The following is a 19,701-nucleotide window of genomic DNA, read 5'->3' on the forward strand; positions in this document are numbered from 1 at the left end:
GCCCCCATTCACAAGTCAGGCGCGCGCTTCGGAAAGCAGCTTGCCGCCGGCCTTTCGCTCACGCGCGGCACGGATGAAACCGATGAACAGCGGGTGGCCGTCACGCGGCGTGGACAGGAATTCCGGGTGCGCCTGGCAGGCCAGGAACCACGGGTGCGCATCGCGCGGCAGTTCGACCACTTCCACCAGGGTGTCGTCCATCGACTTGCCGGCGATCACCAGGCCAGCATCTTCCAGCTGGGTGCGGTAACGGTTGTTGAACTCGTAACGGTGGCGATGGCGTTCGGCGACCACGTCCTTGCCGTACAGCTCGCGGGCCAGCGTGCCCGGCTTCAGGCGTTGTTCCTGCAGGCCCAGGCGCATGGTGCCGCCCAGGTCGCTCTTGTCGTCGCGCTTTTCGACATCGCCGGTGGCGGTGCGCCATTCGGTGATCAGGCCGATCACCGGGTTCGGTGACTGGCGGTCGTTCTCGGTGCTGTTGGCGCCTTCCAGTCCGACCACGTTGCGGGCGTAGTCCACCACCGCCGCCTGCATGCCGTAGCAGATGCCGAAGTACGGCACCTGCTGCTCGCGGGCGAACTTCGAGGTCAGCACCTTGCCTTCGAAACCACGGTCACCGAAGCCACCCGGCACCAGGATGCCGTCGACATCGGCCAGTGCAGCCATGTCGGTGCCTTCCAGGTCCTGTGCTTCCAGCCACTTCAGGTTGACCTTGGTGCGCTGGCGCAGGCCACCGTGCTTGAGCGCTTCGCCGACCGACTTGTAGGCGTCCTGGTGATCGACGTACTTGCCGACCACGGCGATGGTCACTTCGTCCAGCGGGTGCAGGGTCGCATCGACCGCGTCTTCCCACATCGACAGATCGACCGGACCGACCTTGTCGGCCAGCTTCAGCTGGTTGACCACGATTTCGTCCAGGCCCTGCGCGTGCAGGCCCGACGGAATGCGGTACAGCACGTCCACGTCCGGCACGCTGATCACCGCGCGCTCGGAAACGTTGGTGAACTGGGCGATCTTGCGGCGCTCCGAATCCGGCACCGCCTGCTCGGAGCGGCACAGCAGCACGTCCGGCTGGATGCCGATCGAGCGCAGTTCCTTCACCGAGTGCTGGGTCGGCTTGGTCTTCAGCTCACCGGCGGCGCCGATGTACGGCACCAGGGTAAGGTGCATGAACAGCGCCTTCTCCGGGCCACGCTCGGTGCGCACCTGGCGGATCGCCTCCAGGAACGGCAGCGACTCGATGTCGCCGACGGTACCGCCGATCTCGACCAGCGCCACGTCGTAGCCTTCGGTGGCTTCGTCGATGCAACGGCGGATCTCGTCGGTGATGTGCGGAATGACCTGCACGGTCGCGCCCAGGTAGTCGCCGCGGCGCTCCTTGCGGATCACGTTCTCGTAGATGCGGCCGGTGGTGACCGAGTTCTTGCGGCTCAGGCGTGTGCGCACGAAGCGCTCGTAGTGGCCCAGGTCGAGGTCGGTCTCGGCGCCGTCGTCGGTGACGTAGACCTCACCGTGCTGGAACGGGCTCATGGTGCCCGGGTCGACGTTGATGTACGGGTCGAGCTTCATCATCGTGACCTTCAGGCCACGGGCTTCAAGAATGGCGGCCAGCGACGCGGCGGCAATGCCTTTGCCGAGCGAGGACACCACGCCGCCGGTTACGAAAATCAAGGGAGTCATGGCTGCAAGCATCCTGTCTGGAAATGGAAAACGGCAGCACCACGCGCACCCGGAGGGCGGGCATGGTGCTCAGAGGGGGTTTTCCGGTTCGCTGGGACAGCGAGGGAGGCGCGGATCCGTGCGGCGGCAGGCGCCGGACGGGGACCACCGTGCGAGGTCGGGGCGGCCGTGCCGGTCAAATCGACCGTCACCTGCGACCCGCCATGCTGGAAGCCACGCTTGGCCGCTCCAGCCCATTCGCAAATGGTGGACACGCACTTACTCCCGGAAAGCCATAGTTTACAGATTGATGGCCGCCAACCCAAGAGGCAGATGGCACGCCACTAAAAAGAAACGCCCCGCAAAGCGGGGCGTTCCGGAGCGCAACCCTTGTCGCAAGGGCGCCTGGCAGGCTGCGGGATCAGCGCTTCTTGCGCGCTTCTTCCTCTTCTTCCTGCTGCGGGGCCGGCTGGCCCTGCGCCTTCATTTCGGCATTGGCCTGGGCCCGACGCTTGGCCTTGGCATCGGCTTCGGCCTGCGCCTTGTCGGCCTGGTCGCCCTGCTGCGGGGCCGGCTGGCCGGCGTTCTGCGCCACCACCAACGGCACTGCAACGGCGGCAGCGGCCAGGATCGCAATGGTCAGCAACTTCTTCATGAGGTCCTCCTCGCGGTATGGCTTGGATGTTTCGACCCAACAGGGGTCGCCGGCGTTCAGATTCCAGCGGCTGCCATTTTACCCCCTCTGCGTCGCCGAGACTGAACCGCAGGCGTGCAAAATCCCGTGCCAGACCCCACACTTGCCCGTCGCTCCAAGCTTTCGAAGACAGATGAACGCCCGCTATAACGCCGCCGATATTGAAGTCCTGTCCGGCCTTGACCCGGTCAAGCGCCGTCCCGGCATGTATACCGACACCGCGCGCCCGAACCACCTGGCGCAGGAAGTGATCGACAACTCGGTGGACGAGGCCCTCGCCGGCCACGCCCGCTCGATCGAGATCACCCTGTACAAGGACGGCAGCGTGGAGGTCAGCGATGACGGCCGCGGCATGCCGGTGGACATCCATCCGGAAGAGAAAATCCCGGGCGTCGAGCTGATCCTCACCCGCCTGCACGCCGGCGGCAAGTTCAGCAACAACAACTACACTTTCTCCGGCGGCCTGCACGGCGTCGGCGTCAGCGTGGTCAACGCGCTGTCGACCCTGGTGGAAGTGCACATCAAGCGCGAAGGTGCCGAACACCGCATCACCTTCCGCAACGGCGACCGTGCCACCCCGCTGGAAGTGGTCGGCAGCGTCGGCAAGAAGAACACCGGTACCCGCGTGCGCTTCTGGCCCGACCCGAAGTACTTCGACACGCCCAAGTTCGCGGTGCGCGCGCTCAAGCACCTGCTGCGCGCCAAGGCCGTGCTGTGCCCGGGCCTGACCGTGAAGCTGACCGACGAAGCCACCGGTGAAGTCGATACCTGGTACTACGAAGACGGCCTGCGCGATTACCTGAAGCTGGAACTGGGCGATCGCGAGATGCTGCCGGCCGAGCTGTTCGTCGGCAACCTGAAGAAGGACACCGAAATTGTTGACTGGGCCGTGGCCTGGCTGCCGGAAGGCGAGCTGGTGCAGGAAAGCTACGTCAACCTGATTCCCACTGCCCAGCACGGCACCCACGTCAACGGCCTGCGTACCGGCCTGACCGAGGCGCTGCGCGAGTTCTGCGACTTCCGCAACCTGCTGCCGCGTGGCGTCAAGCTGGCCCCGGAAGACGTGTGGGACCGCGTGTCGTTCGTGCTGTCGCTGAAGATGACCGACCCGCAGTTCAGCGGTCAGACCAAGGAACGCCTGTCCTCGCGCCAGGCTGCAGGCTTCATCGAAGGCGCCGCCCACGATGCCTTCAGCCTGCTGCTGAACCAGAACGTGGAACTGGGCGAGAAGATCGCCCAGATCGCCATCGAACGCGCCAGTGCGCGCCTGAAGACCGAAAAGCTGGTCGTCCGCAAGAAGGTCACCCAGGGCCCGGCCCTGCCCGGCAAGCTGGCCGACTGCATCAGCCAGGACCTGTCGCGCACCGAGCTGTTCCTGGTGGAGGGTGACTCGGCAGGCGGCAGCGCCAAGCAGGCTCGCGACAAGGACTTCCAGGCGATCCTGCCGCTGCGCGGCAAGATCCTCAACACCTGGGAAGTGTCCTCCAACAGCGTGCTGGCGTCGGAAGAAGTGCACAACCTGGCCGTGGCCATCGGCTGCGACCCGGGCAAGGACGACATTGCCGGCCTGCGCTATGGCAAGGTCATCATCCTGGCCGACGCGGACTCCGACGGCCTGCACATCGCTACCCTGCTCACCGCGCTGTTCCTCAAGCACTTCCCGGCGCTGGTCGATGCCGGCCACGTGTTCGTGGCGATGCCGCCGCTGTTCCGCATCGACGTGGGCAAGCAGGTGTTCTACGCCCTGGACGAGGAAGAAAAGCGCTCGATGCTGGACAAGATCGAACGCGAGAAGATCAAGGGCGCGATCAACGTCACCCGCTTCAAGGGCCTGGGCGAGATGAATCCGCCACAGCTGCGCGAGTCGACCATCCACCCCGACACCCGCCGCCTGGTGCAGTTGACCGTGGACGATCGCGAGCAGACGAGCTCGCTGATGGACATGCTGCTGGCCAAGAAGCGTGCGTCCGACCGCAAGGGCTGGCTGGAGTCGAAGGGCGATCTCGCCTCCCTGGAAGTCTGACTCCCGCAGCCCTCCTGTAGAGCCGAGCCCACGCTCGGCTGCATTCCGCGCCGTGCCGGGCAGCCGAGCATCGGCTCGGCTCTACAGAGATCCCGCCCCCATCGGCAAACCCGGCGGCGCCATAATGCGCGTCCATCCGCGTGGACCATCGTATTGGCCAGCCACTCGCTGCTGTTCCCGGGCCTGCCGCTGCACAGCGCACGCCTGGTCCTGAGCCCGATCCGCCGCGACGATGCGGCCGCCCTGTTCGCGATCCAGTCCGATCCGGACGTGATGCGGTTCTGGAACCACCCGGCGTGGACACGACCGGCCGAGGCGCGTGCGCAGATCGACGATGACCTGGCCGCACAGGCCACCGGCACCCAGCTCAAGCTGGCCGTGCGCGAAACGCTGGACGGACCGTTGCTGGGCATCTGCGTGGTGTTCGCCCTGGACCGCGATGCCGCACGTGCCGAGATCGGCTACCTGCTGGCCCCCGACAGGCAGGGCCAGGGCTACATGCACGAAGCGCTGCAGCACCTGCTGGACTACCTGTTCCAGACCCTGCGCCTGCATCGCGTGGAAGCCGAAGTCGACCCGCGCAACCGGCCCTCGGCACACGTGCTTGAACGGCTGGGCTTTCACCTGGAGGGCGTGCTGCGGCAGCGTTGGCGCATCCAGGGCGAACTGTCCGATTCGGCGGTATACGGCCTGCTGGCCGACGACGACGTGCGCACTCCTCTGCCCGCTTGACCCAATCTGGCCAGTGGCGGCCTCGACGCGCGGGCATGCCTTTGGACACATACGGCATGCCCGCCACCGGCCTAGCATCGGAACCCCCTTCCGCTGCCAATCCGGTGCCATGAAGTCCCTGCTGCATACTGCCGCGCTCTGCGTCGGCCTGCTCATCGCCCCTGCCAGCGTGCTGGCCGCGCCTGACGCCGAGGCCAAGCCCGATCCGAAAGACGACAAGACCGAAGCACCTGCGCTGCCCGCCGATGCGTCGGCCCGCCAGAGCATGCGCCTGGCCGGCCGCACCCTGGACTACACCGCCACTGTCGGCACCCTGCCGGTGCGTGATGCGAAAGGCAAGGTGATCGCCGATGTGGTGTTCACCGCCTATACGATGCCGGGCAAGGACCGGCCGGTGACCTTCGCGCTCAACGGCGGCCCGGGGGCATCGTCGGTCTACCTCAACATGGGCGCGATCGGACCCAAGGTGGTGACCTTCGGCTCCGAGGGTGACAGCGCCTCGGCACCCGCCACGCTGCACGACAACCCCGGCACCTGGCTGGACTTCACCGACCTGGTGTTCATCGATCCGGTCGGCACCGGCTTCAGCCGCGCGCGCATCGGCGATGACGAAGCGAAGAAGCAGCTGTACAACCCCAGCGCTGACATCGAGTACCTGTCGCGCTCGATCTACGACTGGCTGCTGCGCAACCAGCGCATGGGCGCACGCAAGTACCTGACCGGCGAGAGCTACGGTGGCTACCGTGGCCCCCGCATCACCCACTTCCTGCAGACGCGGCTGGGCGTGGCGATGAACGGCCTGGTGCTGGTCTCGCCCTACCTGAGCCCGACCCTGGAAGACAACGCCGATGTCTCGCCGATGGCATGGATGCAGACACTGCCGTCGATCGCCGCCGCGCACCTGGAGCGCCAGGGCAAGCTGACCGATGCAGCGATGCGTGACGTGGTGGAGTACACCCGTGGCGACTACGCCACCGCGCTGATGAAGGGCCGCAGCGACCCGCAGGCGACCGAGGCGATGCTGCGCCGGGTAACCGAGCTGACCGGGCTGGACCCGCAGTTCGTGCGCCGCGCCGGTGGCCGCCTGGAGACGCAGGCCTATCTGCGTGAGGTGTTCCGCGACAAGGGCACGCTGGGCAGCCGCTACGACTCGAACGTGACCGCGTTCGATCCGTTCCCGAATGATCCGGAGCAGCGCGCCAATGATCCGTTGCTGGACAGCATCATTGCGCCGACCACCACGGCGATGGTCGACTTCGTGACGCGCGTGGTCGGCTGGAAGGTGGATGCGCGCTACCAGGCGCTGAATTACGACGTGAACCGGCTGTGGGACCGCAACGGCGAGCTGCGCCAGGGCGCGGTGACCCAGCTGCGCCAGGCGGTGGCGATCGATCCGCATCTGCAGGTGCTGATCGTGCATGGCTGGAACGACCTGTCGTGCCCGTTCATGGGGTCGATCCTGACGGTGGACCAGATGCCGGCGATGGGCAGCAATCCGGACCGGGTGCAGGTGCGCAGTTATCCGGGCGGGCACATGTTCTACAGCCGGGCCGACAGCCAGGCGGCCTTCCGCAGGGATGTGCAGGCGTTGTTCCAACGTAATTAAGGGGTTCGGCCGGGCCTGCGGCCCGGCACCCGCCGGATCAACGGCAACGGCTAGGTCAACGGCAAGATCAACTGCAAAAGCGGGCTTCCTGAGGGCTGGCGAGGTGGGGTGGATATGCAGGACACGCCGTAAACCCGTCCATGGGGGCTCGATGGCGCCATCCATGGCGCCAACGGTCCTGCATATCCACCCCACCCCGCCGCTGACAGGTTCCTGCTGCTGTTGGTGGGTGCCGACCGTTGGTCGGCACGGGATCGGATCCCTGCTTCTGCTCTGGTAGGTGTCGACCTTGGTCGACACGATGTGTGCGGAAAAATTCTTTGCCCATGAAAAAGCCCGCCGGATATCGGCGGGCTTTTTCGTTTGCAACCTTGGCGTGGCGATCAGGTCCAGCCGAACAGCTCGAACAGCTTCAGGATCAGGTACGCACAGCCACCTGCCGCCGGGATGGTCAGGATCCAGGCCCAGACGATGCGTTCGATCACGCCGAACTTCAGCGAGCGCGGGTTCTTGGCGAAGCCGACGCCCATGATCGCTGTGGAGATGCTGTGCGTGGTCGAGACCGGCATGCCGAAGTGGGCGGCCAGGGTCAGGATGGTGGCCGAGCTGGTCTCCGCGGCGAAGCCGTGGATCGGGTGCAGCTTGACCATCTTGTGGCCCAGGGTCTTGATGATCTTCCAGCCACCCGAAGCGGTACCAGCAGCCATCACCACTGCACAGGTCAGCACGATCCACATCGCGATGCCGTCACCGGCGTGCGCGTCCGGGTGCATGAAGGCCAGCCAGGACGGCAGGTCGTTCAGTGCGCCGGTGGCTTCGGCACCGATCAGGGTCATGGCGATGATGCCCATGGTCTTCTGCGCGTCGTTGTGGCCGTGGGCAAAGCCCATGTAGGCCGCCGAGGCGATCTGCGCCTTGCCGAAGAAGGCGTTGACGATGCGCGGACGGGCCAGGCGGCCGATGGCGCCACCGATCTTGGCCAAGCCGGCGATCAGGCCCCACAGCAGCACCATCACCACGATGCCCAGCAGGAAGCCGGCGATCGGCGAGGTGATCATCGGCACGAACACCTTCCACAGCAGGCCCTTGTTCTGCGCCCAGCTGCCCAGGCGCTCGGACCAGATCAGGGCGTCCCAGTTGTTGTGGGCCGCAGCCAGGCCGGCGCCGCAGAGGCCACCGATCAGGGCGTGCGAGGACGAGGACGGCAGGCCCTTCCACCAGGTGATCAGGTTCCAGATGATGCCGCCCAGCAGGGCGCACAGGATCACCTGCGGGGTGACGTCGACCACGTTGGTGTTGAGCAGGCCCGAGGCGATGGTCAGCGCCACCGCGGTACCGGTCAACGCGCCGATGAGGTTCATGAAGGCGGCCAGCATCACCGCCCAGCCGGGCGAGAGCACCTTGGTCGCCACCACGGTGGCAATGGAGTTGGCGGTGTCGTGGAAGCCGTTGATGAACTCGAAAACGAGCGCGGCCAGGATCACCACCAGGACAAGGGTCAACATGCGGCGGCGTCCGTCAGCTGTTCTTCAACACGATCTGGTACGCCACCACGCCGGCCTCGCGGCAACGGTCGATGGCCTTTTCCAGGATCTCGAAGAATTCCTTCAGCAGGAACATCTGCAGGTTGTCCAGGCGACCGGAATAGATGTCGCGGTACAGCTCGAGCATCAGGCGGTCGGCCTCGTTCTCCAGCGAGCGCAGCTTCTCGTTGAGCGCGGTCATCCGGTCCAGGTTCATGTGGCGCAGGTCGGCGACCATCTCCACCACCACGCCGGCAGCCTGTTCCAGCATCGCCGCGCGCGGCGCGAAGTCGATGTGCTCCAGGTGGGTCGTGGCCAGCGAATAGCGATCGGCGAACTTCTCGATCTGCTTCGGAATCTTGTACAGGGCCGAGCCCAGCGCCTCGATGTCTTCGCGCTCGATCGGGGTCATGAAGCTGTCCACCAGCGCCTGGCTGATCTTGTCCGAGGCCGCGCGTTCGCGCAGGCGGGCCAGCTTGAAAGCGTCCAGCGCGGGCTGGCGGTCGGCCTCGCGCAGCATGGAATGCAGCGCCTTGGCGGCGTCGGAAGCCGCGACGGCAGCCTCATCGAGCAGGGTGTAGAACTGTTTGCCGGAACCGAAAATGGTCTGCAGAGAGAACATTGAGAAACCTGTCAGCCGTCGCGGGAAGGACGGCACCAGACGGAATTATGACGGCTAGATGACCATCACGGGTATCCCTGCCTCCTTTCGGGGCCCTGAAACCCCCAACCTGAACAGGCGGTTGCCACCCTGCCACGCCCCTTTGCTAAGATGCCAGCGCGCCTCCGGGCGCACCTTATGGACGACGACCCTTATCCCCCTGCGCCGCGCCGGACCCTGTTCCTGAGCGCCAGCCGCCATCGCAAGCACCCGCCCTCCCTGCCACCAACCGGGGACGATGCCCGTGTTTGAAATGATCCTGATTGTCTTCGCGCTGGTTCTGCTGAACGGCTTCTTCGCCATGTCCGAGATGTCGGTCATGACCTCGCGCAAGAGCCGCCTGAAGCAGATGGCCGCCACCTCCAAACGTGCCGCCAAGGCGCTGGAGCTGTCGGAGAAGCCGGAGAGCTTCCTGTCCACCGTGCAGATCGGCATCACCGTGATCGGCGTGCTGACCGGCTACCTCGGCGGTGAAGCGCTGGGCGAGGCCTTTGCAGGCTGGATCCAGGGCCTGATGCCGGGCTTTGCCTACGCCGGCAATGTCGGTACCACGCTGGCGGTCAGCCTGATCACGTTCATCACGCTGATCTTCGGCGAACTGGTGCCCAAGCGCCTGGCACTGACCCGCTCGGAAGCCATCGCTGGCCTGGTTGCCATGCCGATGAGCTGGCTGGCCAAGCTGGCCCTGCCCTTCGTCTGGCTGCTGTCCAAGACCACCCAGCTGGTGCTGCGCCTGTTCGGCCTGGGCAAGGATGAAGTCGCCTCGGTGACCGAAGAAGAGATCCGCATGCTGGTGGCCGAGAGCCACGAGGCCGGGGTGATCGACGCCCACGAGCGCGACATGATGAACCGCGTGATGCGCTTGGGCGACCGCACCGCCGACAGCCTGATGACCCCGCGCAACCGCATCGCCTGGCTCGACACCCAGGCCGGGCTGGAGCGCAACCTGGAAATCATGGCCGAGCACGAGTTCTCGCGGTACCCGGTGTACCGCGACAACGACATGGACGTGGTCGGCGTGCTCGAACTGAAATCGCTGGCCACGCGCATGGCGCGCGGCGACAACGCGCTGTTCCAGACCCTGCGCGAACCGCTGTACGTTTCCGAATCAACCCACGCGATGAAGCTGCTGGAGATCTTCCGCGAGGAACAGCAGTCGATGGCGCTGGTGGTGGACGAGTACGGCGAGATCCAGGGCTTGGTGACCATCAGCGACCTGATGGGTGCCGTGGTCGGCCGCCTGCAGGCGGTGGAGAACGCCGACGAAGATGCGCTGGTGGTGACCCGCGAGGACGGCTCGCTGCTGGTGGACGGCTCGCTGCCGATCGAAGACGTGCGCGAACTGATCGGCAGCAACGACCTGCCCGACGCCGAGGACGGCGACTACTACACGCTGGCCGGCATGTGCATCCACTACTTCGGCCGCATTCCGCACGCCGGCGAGTACTTCGACTGGGCCGGCTGGCGCTTCGAGGTGGTCGATCTGGACGGAGCGCGGGTGGACAAGCTGCTGCTGCGCACGCTGTCCGACGAGCAGGCCGATGAGCTCACCGCCTGAGGCCGGCCAGGGTCCGGGCGAACAGCGCCCGGCCTACCGCAACGAGGGCATCCGTACCCTGTTGGAGATGTTCGCCTCCGGCGATCCCGCCGAGCACATGCCGCTCGGCCAGATCCTCAGCAACCTGCAGCAGAGCGCGTTTGGCGTGTTCCTGTTCGTGGCGATCCTGCCCTCGTTCATCCCGATCCCGGGCATGGGCGGTGCAGTCAGTGGCCCGCTGGTGATCCTGATCGGCCTGCAGATGCTGTTCTGCCTGCGCCGGCCGTGGCTGCCTGGCTTCATTGCCCGCCGCGGGCCAAAGCGCGGCACCATGCATCGCTTCCTGGACCGCATCGACCGCCCGCTGCGGCGCCTGGACAAGATGCTGAAACCCCGCCTGCCGCAACTGCTGACACCGCTGCCCGCCCACGCCTTCAGCGGCCTGCTGCTGGTGTTGCTGGGCCTGCTGCTGTCGCTGCCGATTCCGTTCACCAACTTCCTGTTCGGCTTCCAGCTGCTGCTGTTCTCGTTGGCGCTGCTGGAACGCGATGGCGCGCTGATGCTGTTCAACTGGATCGCGGCGCTGGCAGCGATCGCATTCTTCGGTTTCAGTTCGGGGCAGCTGGTGGGCTATACGGTGGAGCTGTTCCAGCGTTGGTTCTGATTGCTGTTGCAGCGCCCGCCGGGCATGGCCCGGCGGGCCGAAGCCCTCAGCGCAGATCGATGAACCCGTTGTCGGCCAACGCCGCCGGTTCGTCCTGCACCGCCGACAGAACGAAACTCAGCGCCGTGCCCAGCAGTGTGCCCGGTCCATCCCAGTACTCGGCCGACTCGGCCCGCACCTGGATCAGGCGCAGGTTCGGGTCATCCTTGCCGCCCGGGAAGAACAGCTTCATCGCCGGTGACCACAGCTCCTCGATCTTCGCGCGATCATCGACCACGCGTGCCCGCCCCGCCACCGACACGTAGGTGTTCTTCGAGGGCGAGGCGTAGGCCACGTTGACCCGCGGATCGAGCGCGATCTCGGCCACCTTCGGGCTGTCGCCGGTGATCACGAACCACAGGTCACCGTCGAAGGCGACCTGCTGGGTGGCCAGCGGCCGGCTGTAGAGCAGTCCGTCCACACCAGTGGTGGTGAACATCGCCACCTCCACGTCCTTGATCAGCTCGGCCAGTTGGGCAATGTGTTCGGCACGGGTCTCGGCCATGGTGGGGACTCCAGTAAGGGGGAGCCCCCATCAGACGCGGATCGGCCGCAACAGGCCGTGACGCAATTGTTCAGCCCGCGTGGCGGGCGTGCCAGGCCTGCATCGCCAGTTCGAACGAACGCAGGCGCGCGCGGTGGTCGTACAGGTTGGCGGTGAGCATCAGCTCGTCCGGCTTGTGCCGGTCGACGAAGGCTGCGATGCCTTCGGCCACCTGCTTCGGATCGCCCAGCACGGTGCAGGCCAATGCCCGCTCCACGCCCAGTTTTTCGTGCGGCTCCCAGAAGGACTCGATGTCGTCGATGGGTGCCGGAATCTTGCCCGGCCGGCCGCGACGCAGGTTCACGAAACTCTGCTGCTGGCTGGTGAACAGGCGGCGCGATTCGGCCTCGCTGTCGCTGGCAACGACGTTCAGGGCCAGCATCGCGTGCGGCTGCTTCAGCGTGGCCGAGGGGCGGAATTCACGGCGATACACCGCCAACGCTTCGTCCATCACGTCGGGCGCGAAGTGCGAGGCGAACGCATACGGCAGCCCCATCGAGGCGGCCATGCGCGCACCGAACAGGCTGGAACCGAGGATCCAGGTCGGCACCCGCAGGCCACCACCTGGAACCGCCTGCACCGCCTGCCCGGGCTGCACCGGCTCGAAGTAGTGCAGCAGCTCGCGCACGTCCTGGGGGAACTGGTCGGCGCCGTCGAAATAGCGGCGCAGTGCACGCGCGGTCGGCTGATCGGTGCCCGGCGCACGACCCAGGCCGAGGTCGATGCGGTCCGGATACAGCGAGGCCAGCGTGCCGAACTGCTCGGCCACCTGCAGCGGGGCATGGTTCGGCAGCATGATGCCGCCGGCACCGACGCGGATGCGCTTTGTGCCACCCGCCACGTGACCGATCAGCACGGCGGTGGCCGCGCTGGCGATGCCGGGCATGTTGTGGTGTTCGGCCAGCCAGTAGCGGCGGTAGCCCAGCGCATCGGCGTGCTGGGCCAGTTCCAGCATGTTGGCGAAAGCGGCTGTGGTGTCACTGCCCTCGCAGACCGGGGCCAGGTCAAGGATCGACAACGGGATCATCAGGCGTTTTTCCGTCACAGGATCCCCCATGCATGGGGACGGCCAGGCGCCGCGGCTAGTGACGGTGGCGGGATGCTGATTCCCGTGGGGCAGGTTCAGCGCCCACCGGATCGTGTAGAGCCGAGCCCATGCTCGACTGCCGTTCGTCGACCAACAGCGGCCGAGCATGGGCTCGGCGCTACAGAAGCGCGGTCAGAACGCGCTGGGGCGCGGCTCCGGCAGCGGCTGGTCCACCATCGGCTTCAGCTCGGCGTCCAGCGCCACGCGCTCATCGAACACGAAGCAACGGCCTTCGTAGCCTTCGCCGCCCACCTCCTCGAAGTAGCCGAGGATGCCGCCATCGAGCTGCAGTACATTGTCCATGCCGTCATTGACCATCCACAGCGCGGCCTTCTCGCAGCGGATGCCACCGGTGCAGAAACTGACCACGGTGCTGTCCTTCAGCGCTTCGCGGTGCGGCGCCAGCGCCTCGGGCAGGTCGGTGAACTTGTGGATGGGCAGCACCAGCGCATCCTTGAAGGTGCCGTACTCCACTTCCTGCAGGTTGCGCGTATCGAGCATCACCACCGGCTTGCCGGCGTCATCATGCCCCTGCCGCAACCAGCGCTGCACCGTGGCCGGATCGATCGCCGGCGCGCGCGGATAGTCCAATGGCTGGCCGTCGTCACGGCGGAAGCTGATGATCTCGTCCTTCACCTTGGCCTTCAGCCGCGCGAACGGCTGATGCTCACTGAGGCTGGTCTTGACCCGCATATCGGCAAAGCGCGCGTCAGAACGCAGTGCCACGTAGAAACCCTCGACCGCCTCTGGCGCACCGGCCAGGAACAGGTTCAGCCCCTCGCCCGCCACCAGGATCGTGCCCCGCAGCTGTGCCGCCTCGGCGCGCGCCAGCAACTGGTCACACAGGGCCTGGGGAGCGTCGATGACGGCGAAATGGTAAGCGGCGGTATTGGCGATCATCCCTCCATTTTAGCGCCAGAGTGCCCCAGGGTCAGATTTACCCGTTCATCCACGCATGGCGTGGGTCTGCTGTGTCGACCAAGGTCGACACCTACCAACAGCCGCGCCATCCCACGGGAACCAGCTTTTGCCGTTGCCGTTGCCTCTGCGGGTGCCGGGTGCAACCCGGCCGAACCCCCTTATCCCCGCAACACCACGAACGGCAGCAGCACCAGCGCCGCCGCACCGGCCATCGCCAGCAGCACCAGCACCACATACCCCGGTCGGCGCCGGAACAGGCTGCCGAACGTCTCCGCCGTCCCCTCGCGCAACGCCTGCTCGCGCTCGGCACGGATCCGCGGCCCGCGTTCGGCCTGATACTCCGCCATCAGCGCCTTCGCACGCGGATGATCGGCGTCCTCGCGCAGCCACAGGCCGCCGTTGGAAATGCCCCAGGGGCTGGGTTCGGTGCGATACCAGGCGATGCCGTGCTGGTCGAGCAGCGTGCAGACATCGGCATATTCGTCGTCACCGACATTGCGCAGATTGAGCAGGAGTTTTGCCATGCCCCCATGATACCCGGCGCCGATGCGCTACCCTTGCCGCCCTCGCCCTGCGCCCTTCCGGAGACGCCCGATGCGCCGCCTGCTGCTTCCCCTGCTGCTGTCCCTCGCCGCCGTTGGCTGCTCGACCGAACCGTCCGGCCCGCCGCCGGGTGGCACCCTGACCACCTTCGAGCGCCTCGATACCGTCCCAGGCACCGGCACCGAGGCCGTTGCCGGCAACAAGGTCACCGTGCACTACACCGGCTGGATCTACGACAACCGCACCGAGACCAAGCACGGCAAGACCTTCGACAGCTCGGTCAGCCGTGGCGAACCGTTCACCTTCGCACTCGGCGCCGGCCAGGTCATCCGCGGCTGGGATGAGGGCGTGGCCGGCATGAAGGTCGGCGGCAAGCGCACGCTGATGATCCCGCCGGACTACGGCTACGGCGACCGCCGGGTTGGCCCGATTCCGGCTGGCTCGTCGCTGGTGTTCGACGTCGAGCTGCTCGATGTCAAACCGTAATACTGCACTGCTCCAGCGGGTCGCCGTCATCGGCGGCGGCCCAGCCGGCCTGTTCGCCGCCGAGCGCCTGCGCGCCGCTGGGCTGGAGGTCGACCTGTACGAGGCCAAGGGATCGCCCGGCCGCAAGTTCCTGATCGCCGGCAAGGGCGGACTCAACCTGACCCATTCCGATCCGCGCCCGCTGTTCGACAGCCGCTACCGCGAGCAGGCTGCCGTGGTCGGCAGCTGGCTGGATGGCTTCGACGCGCAGGCACTGCGTGACTGGGCCGCCGGCTTCGGCGTGGAGACCTACGTGGGCAGCTCTGGCCGCGTGTTCCCGGTCGACCGCAAGGCAGCGCCGCTGCTGCGCGGCTGGGTGCGTCGGTTGAAGGAGCAGGGTGTGCGCCTGCACGCCAACCACCGCTGGATCGGCTGGAGTGACGACGGCGCCTTGCGCTTTGAAACCGAAGACGGCGCCGTTGAAGTACATGCCGATGCCACCCTGCTGGCCATGGGCGGCGGCAGCTGGCCGCAGCTGGGCAGCGACGGCGCCTGGGTCTCGCCACTGCAGGTCCGTGGTGTGGACATCGCACCGCTGCAGTCGGCCAACTGCGGGTTCGACGTGGACTGGACCCCGTTCTTCGCCCAGCGCAATGCCGGCGCGCCGTTGAAGCCGGTGGTCGCGCACTGGATCGACCTGGCCGGACAGCCACAGTCGCTGCAGGGCGAATGCGTTGCCAGCGAGTACGGCATCGAAGGCAGCCTGATCTATGCGTTGGCGGCGGACCTGCGCGAGACCATCAACCGCGATGGCCACGCGATGCTGTGGCTGGACCTGGTGCCGGGCCGTGACGAGGCGCGCCTGCTGGCCGATCTGTCACGCCCGCGCAAGGGCCGCAGCTTCGGCGAGCACCTGCGCCGCCAAGCCGGCCTGGATGCAGTGAAAGCCGCGCTGGTGTTCGAGATTCTGGGTAAAGAAGCGGGCAATGATCTGCCTGCCGTTGCGGCTACGCTCAAGCGCCTGCCGCTGCGCCTGCTGCGTCCCCGGCCGATGGCCGAAGTGATCAGCACCGCCGGCGGCGTGCGCTTGGATGCGCTGGATGATGGCCTGATGCTGCGGGCAGTGCCCGGCGTGTTCTGTGCCGGCGAGATGCTGGACTGGGAGGCACCGACGGGTGGCTACCTGCTGACCGCGTGCTACGCCAGTGGCCTGCGCGCTGCGGAAGGCGTGATCGGGTGGCTGGCGGAGCGGTGATGCCTGCCTTGTAGCGTCGAGCCATGCTCGACTGCGCTACCTGTAGAGCCGAGCCCACGCTCGGCTTGAATCAAAAGCAGCCGAGCGTGGGCTCGGCTCTACAGAACGCAGAAAACGGGCACTCACCACGGCCGGCGCATGCTCACCGAAGCCAGCGCCACGCCGCTGGGATGCGGGTAGGCCTCTTCGCGCACACTGATGAACCCCTGCCGCTGATAGAACGGCACGGCGTTGAGCGAGGCCGACAGCACCACCTCGCGCCCAGGATCGGCCATCGCCAGCAGGCGCTGCATCAGCGCCTGGCCGATGCCCTTGCCGCCACGATCCGGATCGACGAACAACGCATCGACTTCATTGGCATCGGCATCGAACACGCCAAAGCCGAGCAGACCGCCCTGCTCGTCCTCGGCCACCACGCAGCCCCCCTGCCCCAGCAACCGCGCGTACTGCGACGGTGGCGGCGAGGCAGACCACGGATCGATCACCTCCGCCGGGTAATGGCTGCTGCAGGTCTCGCGAACGCAACGCGTGCGCAGCGCCCACAGCGTGGTCACATCATCCATGGTGCCGGTCCTGAACTGCATGACATCTCCTTGTAGAGCCGAGCCCATGCTCGGCTGTTCTTCGTTCCAACGTCGCGATGCCTGATCGAAAGGCAGTCGAGCATGGCTCGACTCTACAGAGCCGTTATCGCGACTTGCTGGCGCGCAGTGCCTGGATCTTCGGCGGCGGCTGGAAGGAATCGCTGCGCGCATCGGCCCAGAACGCATGGAACACCGCATGGTCGGGCACCTTGTGCAGCAGCTCGCCCGGTTCCAGGTAGCGGTACAGCGAGGCCAGCGAACGGATTTCCACCGGCGAGACACGACGCAGGATGTGCTCCGGCCCCAGTTCGGCTGGATCGTTCAGGCCCGCGGCACACAGCAGTTCCTTCAACGCATGCAGCGTGTGCTCGTGGTAGCTGTACACACGGGTGGCCTTGTCCGGTGCATCCAGATGCCTCCAGCGCGCGGGATCCTGGGTCGCGATACCGGTCGGGCACTTGTCGGTATGGCAGCTCAGTGATTGGATGCAGCCCAGCGCGAACATGAAGCCTCGGCCGGCATTGCACCAGTCGGCCCCCAGCGCGATGGTGCGCGCGATGTCGAACGCACTGGTGATCTTGCCGGCCGCACCAATGCGGATGCGATCGCGCAGATCGAGGCCGACCAGGGTGTTGTGCACCAGCAGCAGCGCCTCGTGCATCGGCACGCCGACATGGTCGACAAACTCGGCCGGTGCCGCACCGGTGCCGCCCTCGGCGCCATCGACCACGATGAAATCCGGCAGCAACCCGGTTTCCTGCATCGCCTTGGCAATGCCGAACCACTCCCACGGGTGGCCGATGGCCAGCTTGAAACCGACCGGCTTGCCACCGGACAGCTCGCGCAGGCGCGCGACGAACTGCAGCAGCTCGACCGGCGTCGAGAACGCCGAGTGACGCGACGGCGACACACAGTCCACCCCCATCGGCACGCCACGCGTCACCGAGATCTCGGCGGTCACCTTCGGCGCCGGCAGCACGCCACCGTGGCCCGGCTTGGCGCCCTGCGACAGCTTGATCTCGATCATCTTGACCTGGTCATGGGTGGCATTGGCAACGAAGCGCTCCTCGCTGAAACCACCCTTCTCGTCACGGCAACCGAAGTAGCCCGAGCCGATCTCCCATACCAGGTCACCGCCCATCTCGCGGTGGTAGGGCGAGATCGAACCCTCGCCGGTGTCGTGATAGAAGCCGCCCTGGCGCGCGCCTTCGTTCAGCGCGCGGATGGCATTGGCCGACAGTGAACCGAAGCTCATCGCCGAGATGTTGAACACGCTGGCCGAATAGGGCTTGGCACAGTTCGGGCCGATCAACACGCGGAAGTCATGCTTGGCGATGGCGGTCGGTGCCAGTGAATGATTGATCCACTCGTAGTCCACCGCATAGGTGCTGCGCAGGGTGCCGAACGGCACCGTGTCCATCTCGTTCTTGGCGCGCTGGTAGATCAGTGCCCGCTGCTGGCGCGAGAACGGCACGTCTTCCAGGTCGCTCTGCACGAAGTACTGGCGGATCTCCGGGCCGATCGATTCCAGCCCGTAGCGGAAGTGCGCCATCACCGGATAATTGCGGCGCAGGGTGCTGCGCTTCTGCAGCAGGTCCCAGGTCCCCAGCGCCACCATCGCGGCAGTCAGGCCGACGCCCCAATACCAGGCCGGCCAGATCGTGGCCAGCCACAGGCATATCGGGAACATCAGGATGGCGAGCAGGTAGACGATATACCGGTGCATGGCTTTCCTCGGTTGCAACTGCCCCGAGTCTACCGCGCCGTTCGCTGCCCGGGCTTACAAGCGATCGTCAACCACGTTGCGCGGCCAGGCCGATTTCACGTCGTAGACCAGGCCACCCGGCGCCAATAGTCCCCGGATTGCGGATTCATCCATCGCCTTGAAACGGGCGTGGGCCACCGCCAGCACCACCGCGTCATAGCGCCCTGCCCCGGGCTCGGCCAGCCAATCCAGGCCCTCGCCGGTCAATGCCGCCGGGCCGACCCACGGGTCGCTGACCTCTACCTGCGCGCCGGCATCGCGCAGCCGTTGCGCCAGTTCCAGCGCGCGGCTGTTGCGCAGGTCCGGGCAATCCTCCTTGAAGGTCACGCCCAGCACCAGGATGCGTGCGTCCGCCGGCGCACGGCCACGCTCGGCCAGCATCGCCAGCACCCGCGCGGCCACGTGCTCGCCGACGCGGTTGTTGACCTGCCGTGCGGTGTGGATCAGGTCCGGGTGGTAGCCCACGCTCTCTGACTTGTGCAGCAGGTAATACGGATCGACGCCGATGCAGTGACCGCCGACCAGCCCCGGCCGGAACGGCAGGAAATTCCACTTGCTGCCGGCGGCGTCGAGCACGTCCTGGGTATCGATGCCGAGCCGATCGAATATCAGGGCAAGCTCGTTGACCAGCGCGATGTTGACGTCGCGCTGGATGTTCTCGACCACCTTGGCCGCTTCAGCCACGCGCATCGAAGGTGCCGGGAACGTACCGGCGGCGATGATGCGCTGGTACAGACCATCAATCACCGCAGCGGCTTCCGGTGTCGAGCCGGAAGTGATCTTGCGGATGTCGGCCAGGCGCCGCTGACGGTCGCCGGGACTGACCCGTTCCGGGCTGTAGCCGCAATAGAAGTCTTCGTTGAAGCGCAGGCCCGACCCCTGTTCCAGCAGCGGCACGCACACTTCCTGGGTGGTGCCGGGGTACACCGTGGACTCGTAGATCACCAGATCGCCGGCGCGAAGATGACTGGCAATCAGCCGTGTCGCCGAACGCAGGGGCTCCAGGTCAGGCTGCTCGTAAGCATCGATCGGGGTCGGCACGGTGACGATGTAGACATTGCAGGCATCGAGCAATGCCGGATCGCTGCCGTACTGCAGAAGCTGCGCACTGGCCAGCTCGTCGGCTTCCATTTCCAGCGTGTGGTCCTGGCCGCTGCGCAGCTCGGCGATGCGACCGGCATCGATATCGAAGCCCAACGTCGGCCACTGCCGGCCAAACGCCGCCGCCAACGGCAGGCCGACATAACCCAGGCCGATCACCGCAAACCGGGGGGCGCTGGCCGCCGCAACCGGCGCACTCATCGGCACATCCCGTGCAACGGATGCGATCGCACATACGCTGCCATGGCTTCGGCCAACACACTCATCTGCTGCACCACTCCGGGAAACCTGCGCCAGA

At 66.4% G+C, this 19,701-nt stretch carries 18 protein-coding genes; 7 read left to right on the forward strand and 11 right to left on the reverse strand.

Going from position 1 to position 19,701, the window contains the following annotated elements:
- Positions 1-15: 15 nt before the first annotated feature.
- Positions 16-1,680 carry a CTP synthase gene (locus AC13FN_RS00280; protein WP_106548957.1) on the reverse strand — a complete coding sequence of 555 codons (1,665 nt, stop codon included), beginning with the start codon at positions 1,678-1,680 and terminating at the stop codon, positions 16-18.
- A 400-nt stretch (positions 1,681-2,080) separates the two neighbouring features.
- Complete coding sequence (locus tag AC13FN_RS00285) at positions 2,081-2,314, reverse strand: hypothetical protein (protein WP_005416022.1); 234 nt, start codon at positions 2,312-2,314, stop codon at positions 2,081-2,083.
- A gap of 172 nt (positions 2,315-2,486) precedes the next feature.
- Here AC13FN_RS00285 and parE point away from each other — a divergent pair, with 172 nt between their 5' ends.
- The 3 genes from parE to AC13FN_RS00300 all read left to right on the forward strand — a co-directional run bounded on the left by parE (position 2,487) and on the right by AC13FN_RS00300 (position 6,714).
- Positions 2,487-4,376 carry a DNA topoisomerase IV subunit B gene (parE, locus tag AC13FN_RS00290; protein ID WP_010486000.1) on the forward strand — a complete coding sequence of 630 codons (1,890 nt, stop codon included), beginning with the start codon at positions 2,487-2,489 and terminating at the stop codon, positions 4,374-4,376.
- A gap of 153 nt (positions 4,377-4,529) precedes the next feature.
- Positions 4,530-5,108 (forward strand): GNAT family N-acetyltransferase, encoded by a 579-nt coding sequence (locus AC13FN_RS00295; RefSeq protein ID WP_049421510.1) that lies wholly within the window; start codon positions 4,530-4,532, stop codon positions 5,106-5,108.
- 109 nt (positions 5,109-5,217) lie between these two features.
- Positions 5,218-6,714: a S10 family peptidase gene (locus AC13FN_RS00300; protein WP_049435952.1), complete on the forward strand. Its 1,497-nt coding sequence runs from the start codon at positions 5,218-5,220 to the stop codon at positions 6,712-6,714.
- Positions 6,715-7,097: 383 nt separating this feature from the next.
- On the opposite strand, the gene AC13FN_RS00305 is transcribed toward AC13FN_RS00300, so the two are convergent.
- Entirely contained in the window at positions 7,098-8,219 is a 1,122-nt protein-coding gene (locus tag AC13FN_RS00305; protein WP_006431323.1) for an inorganic phosphate transporter, read from the reverse strand.
- Positions 8,220-8,232: 13 nt separating this feature from the next.
- Positions 8,233-8,859, reverse strand: coding sequence for a DUF47 domain-containing protein (locus AC13FN_RS00310; RefSeq protein ID WP_004152833.1), 627 nt, complete (start codon positions 8,857-8,859; stop codon positions 8,233-8,235).
- A gap of 277 nt (positions 8,860-9,136) precedes the next feature.
- Between AC13FN_RS00310 and AC13FN_RS00315 the strand changes: the two genes are divergently transcribed.
- Together AC13FN_RS00315 and AC13FN_RS00320 are read left to right on the forward strand one after the other, a co-directional pair.
- Positions 9,137-10,456, forward strand: coding sequence for a hemolysin family protein (locus AC13FN_RS00315; RefSeq protein ID WP_049486951.1), 1,320 nt, complete (start codon positions 9,137-9,139; stop codon positions 10,454-10,456).
- On the forward strand, positions 10,440-11,099 hold the full coding sequence (locus AC13FN_RS00320) for an exopolysaccharide biosynthesis protein (protein WP_054171427.1): 660 nt from the start codon (positions 10,440-10,442) through the stop codon (positions 11,097-11,099). Before AC13FN_RS00315 ends, AC13FN_RS00320 begins: the two co-directional genes overlap by 17 nt.
- A 46-nt stretch (positions 11,100-11,145) precedes the next feature.
- Here the strand turns inward: AC13FN_RS00320 and AC13FN_RS00325 are convergent, their stop codons facing one another.
- The 4 genes from AC13FN_RS00325 to AC13FN_RS00340 all read right to left on the reverse strand — a co-directional run bounded on the left by AC13FN_RS00325 (position 11,146) and on the right by AC13FN_RS00340 (position 14,214).
- Positions 11,146-11,643: a pyridoxamine 5'-phosphate oxidase family protein gene (locus AC13FN_RS00325; RefSeq protein ID WP_482984332.1), complete on the reverse strand. Its 498-nt coding sequence runs from the start codon at positions 11,641-11,643 to the stop codon at positions 11,146-11,148.
- Positions 11,644-11,713: 70 nt separating this feature from the next.
- A complete protein-coding gene (locus tag AC13FN_RS00330; protein ID WP_482984331.1) occupies positions 11,714-12,709 on the reverse strand; it encodes an LLM class flavin-dependent oxidoreductase in 996 nt (331 codons plus the stop codon).
- Between the two features lie 192 nt (positions 12,710-12,901).
- Positions 12,902-13,669 carry a sulfurtransferase gene (locus tag AC13FN_RS00335; RefSeq protein WP_054171425.1) on the reverse strand — a complete coding sequence of 256 codons (768 nt, stop codon included), beginning with the start codon at positions 13,667-13,669 and terminating at the stop codon, positions 12,902-12,904.
- Between the two features lie 179 nt (positions 13,670-13,848).
- A complete protein-coding gene (locus AC13FN_RS00340; RefSeq protein WP_312392706.1) occupies positions 13,849-14,214 on the reverse strand; it encodes a DUF6164 family protein in 366 nt (121 codons plus the stop codon).
- Between the two features lie 70 nt (positions 14,215-14,284).
- Between AC13FN_RS00340 and AC13FN_RS00345 the strand changes: the two genes are divergently transcribed.
- Both AC13FN_RS00345 and AC13FN_RS00350 read left to right on the forward strand, forming a co-directional pair.
- Positions 14,285-14,719, forward strand: coding sequence for an FKBP-type peptidyl-prolyl cis-trans isomerase (locus AC13FN_RS00345; protein WP_312392708.1), 435 nt, complete (start codon positions 14,285-14,287; stop codon positions 14,717-14,719).
- Positions 14,706-15,953 (forward strand): TIGR03862 family flavoprotein, encoded by a 1,248-nt coding sequence (locus AC13FN_RS00350; RefSeq protein ID WP_482984330.1) that lies wholly within the window; start codon positions 14,706-14,708, stop codon positions 15,951-15,953. Before AC13FN_RS00345 ends, AC13FN_RS00350 begins: the two co-directional genes overlap by 14 nt.
- A 122-nt stretch (positions 15,954-16,075) precedes the next feature.
- Here AC13FN_RS00350 and AC13FN_RS00355 read toward each other — a convergent pair whose 3' ends face one another.
- The 3 genes from AC13FN_RS00355 to AC13FN_RS00365 all read right to left on the reverse strand — a co-directional run bounded on the left by AC13FN_RS00355 (position 16,076) and on the right by AC13FN_RS00365 (position 19,604).
- Positions 16,076-16,537: a GNAT family N-acetyltransferase gene (locus AC13FN_RS00355; RefSeq protein WP_054171423.1), complete on the reverse strand. Its 462-nt coding sequence runs from the start codon at positions 16,535-16,537 to the stop codon at positions 16,076-16,078.
- 103 nt (positions 16,538-16,640) lie between these two features.
- Positions 16,641-18,263: an FMN-binding glutamate synthase family protein gene (locus tag AC13FN_RS00360; RefSeq protein WP_191863160.1), complete on the reverse strand. Its 1,623-nt coding sequence runs from the start codon at positions 18,261-18,263 to the stop codon at positions 16,641-16,643.
- Between the two features lie 54 nt (positions 18,264-18,317).
- Entirely contained in the window at positions 18,318-19,604 is a 1,287-nt protein-coding gene (locus AC13FN_RS00365; protein WP_482984329.1) for a nucleotide sugar dehydrogenase, read from the reverse strand.
- Positions 19,605-19,701 lie beyond the last annotated feature (97 nt).

It is taken from the genome of Stenotrophomonas sp. 115C5 (assembly GCF_056861055.1).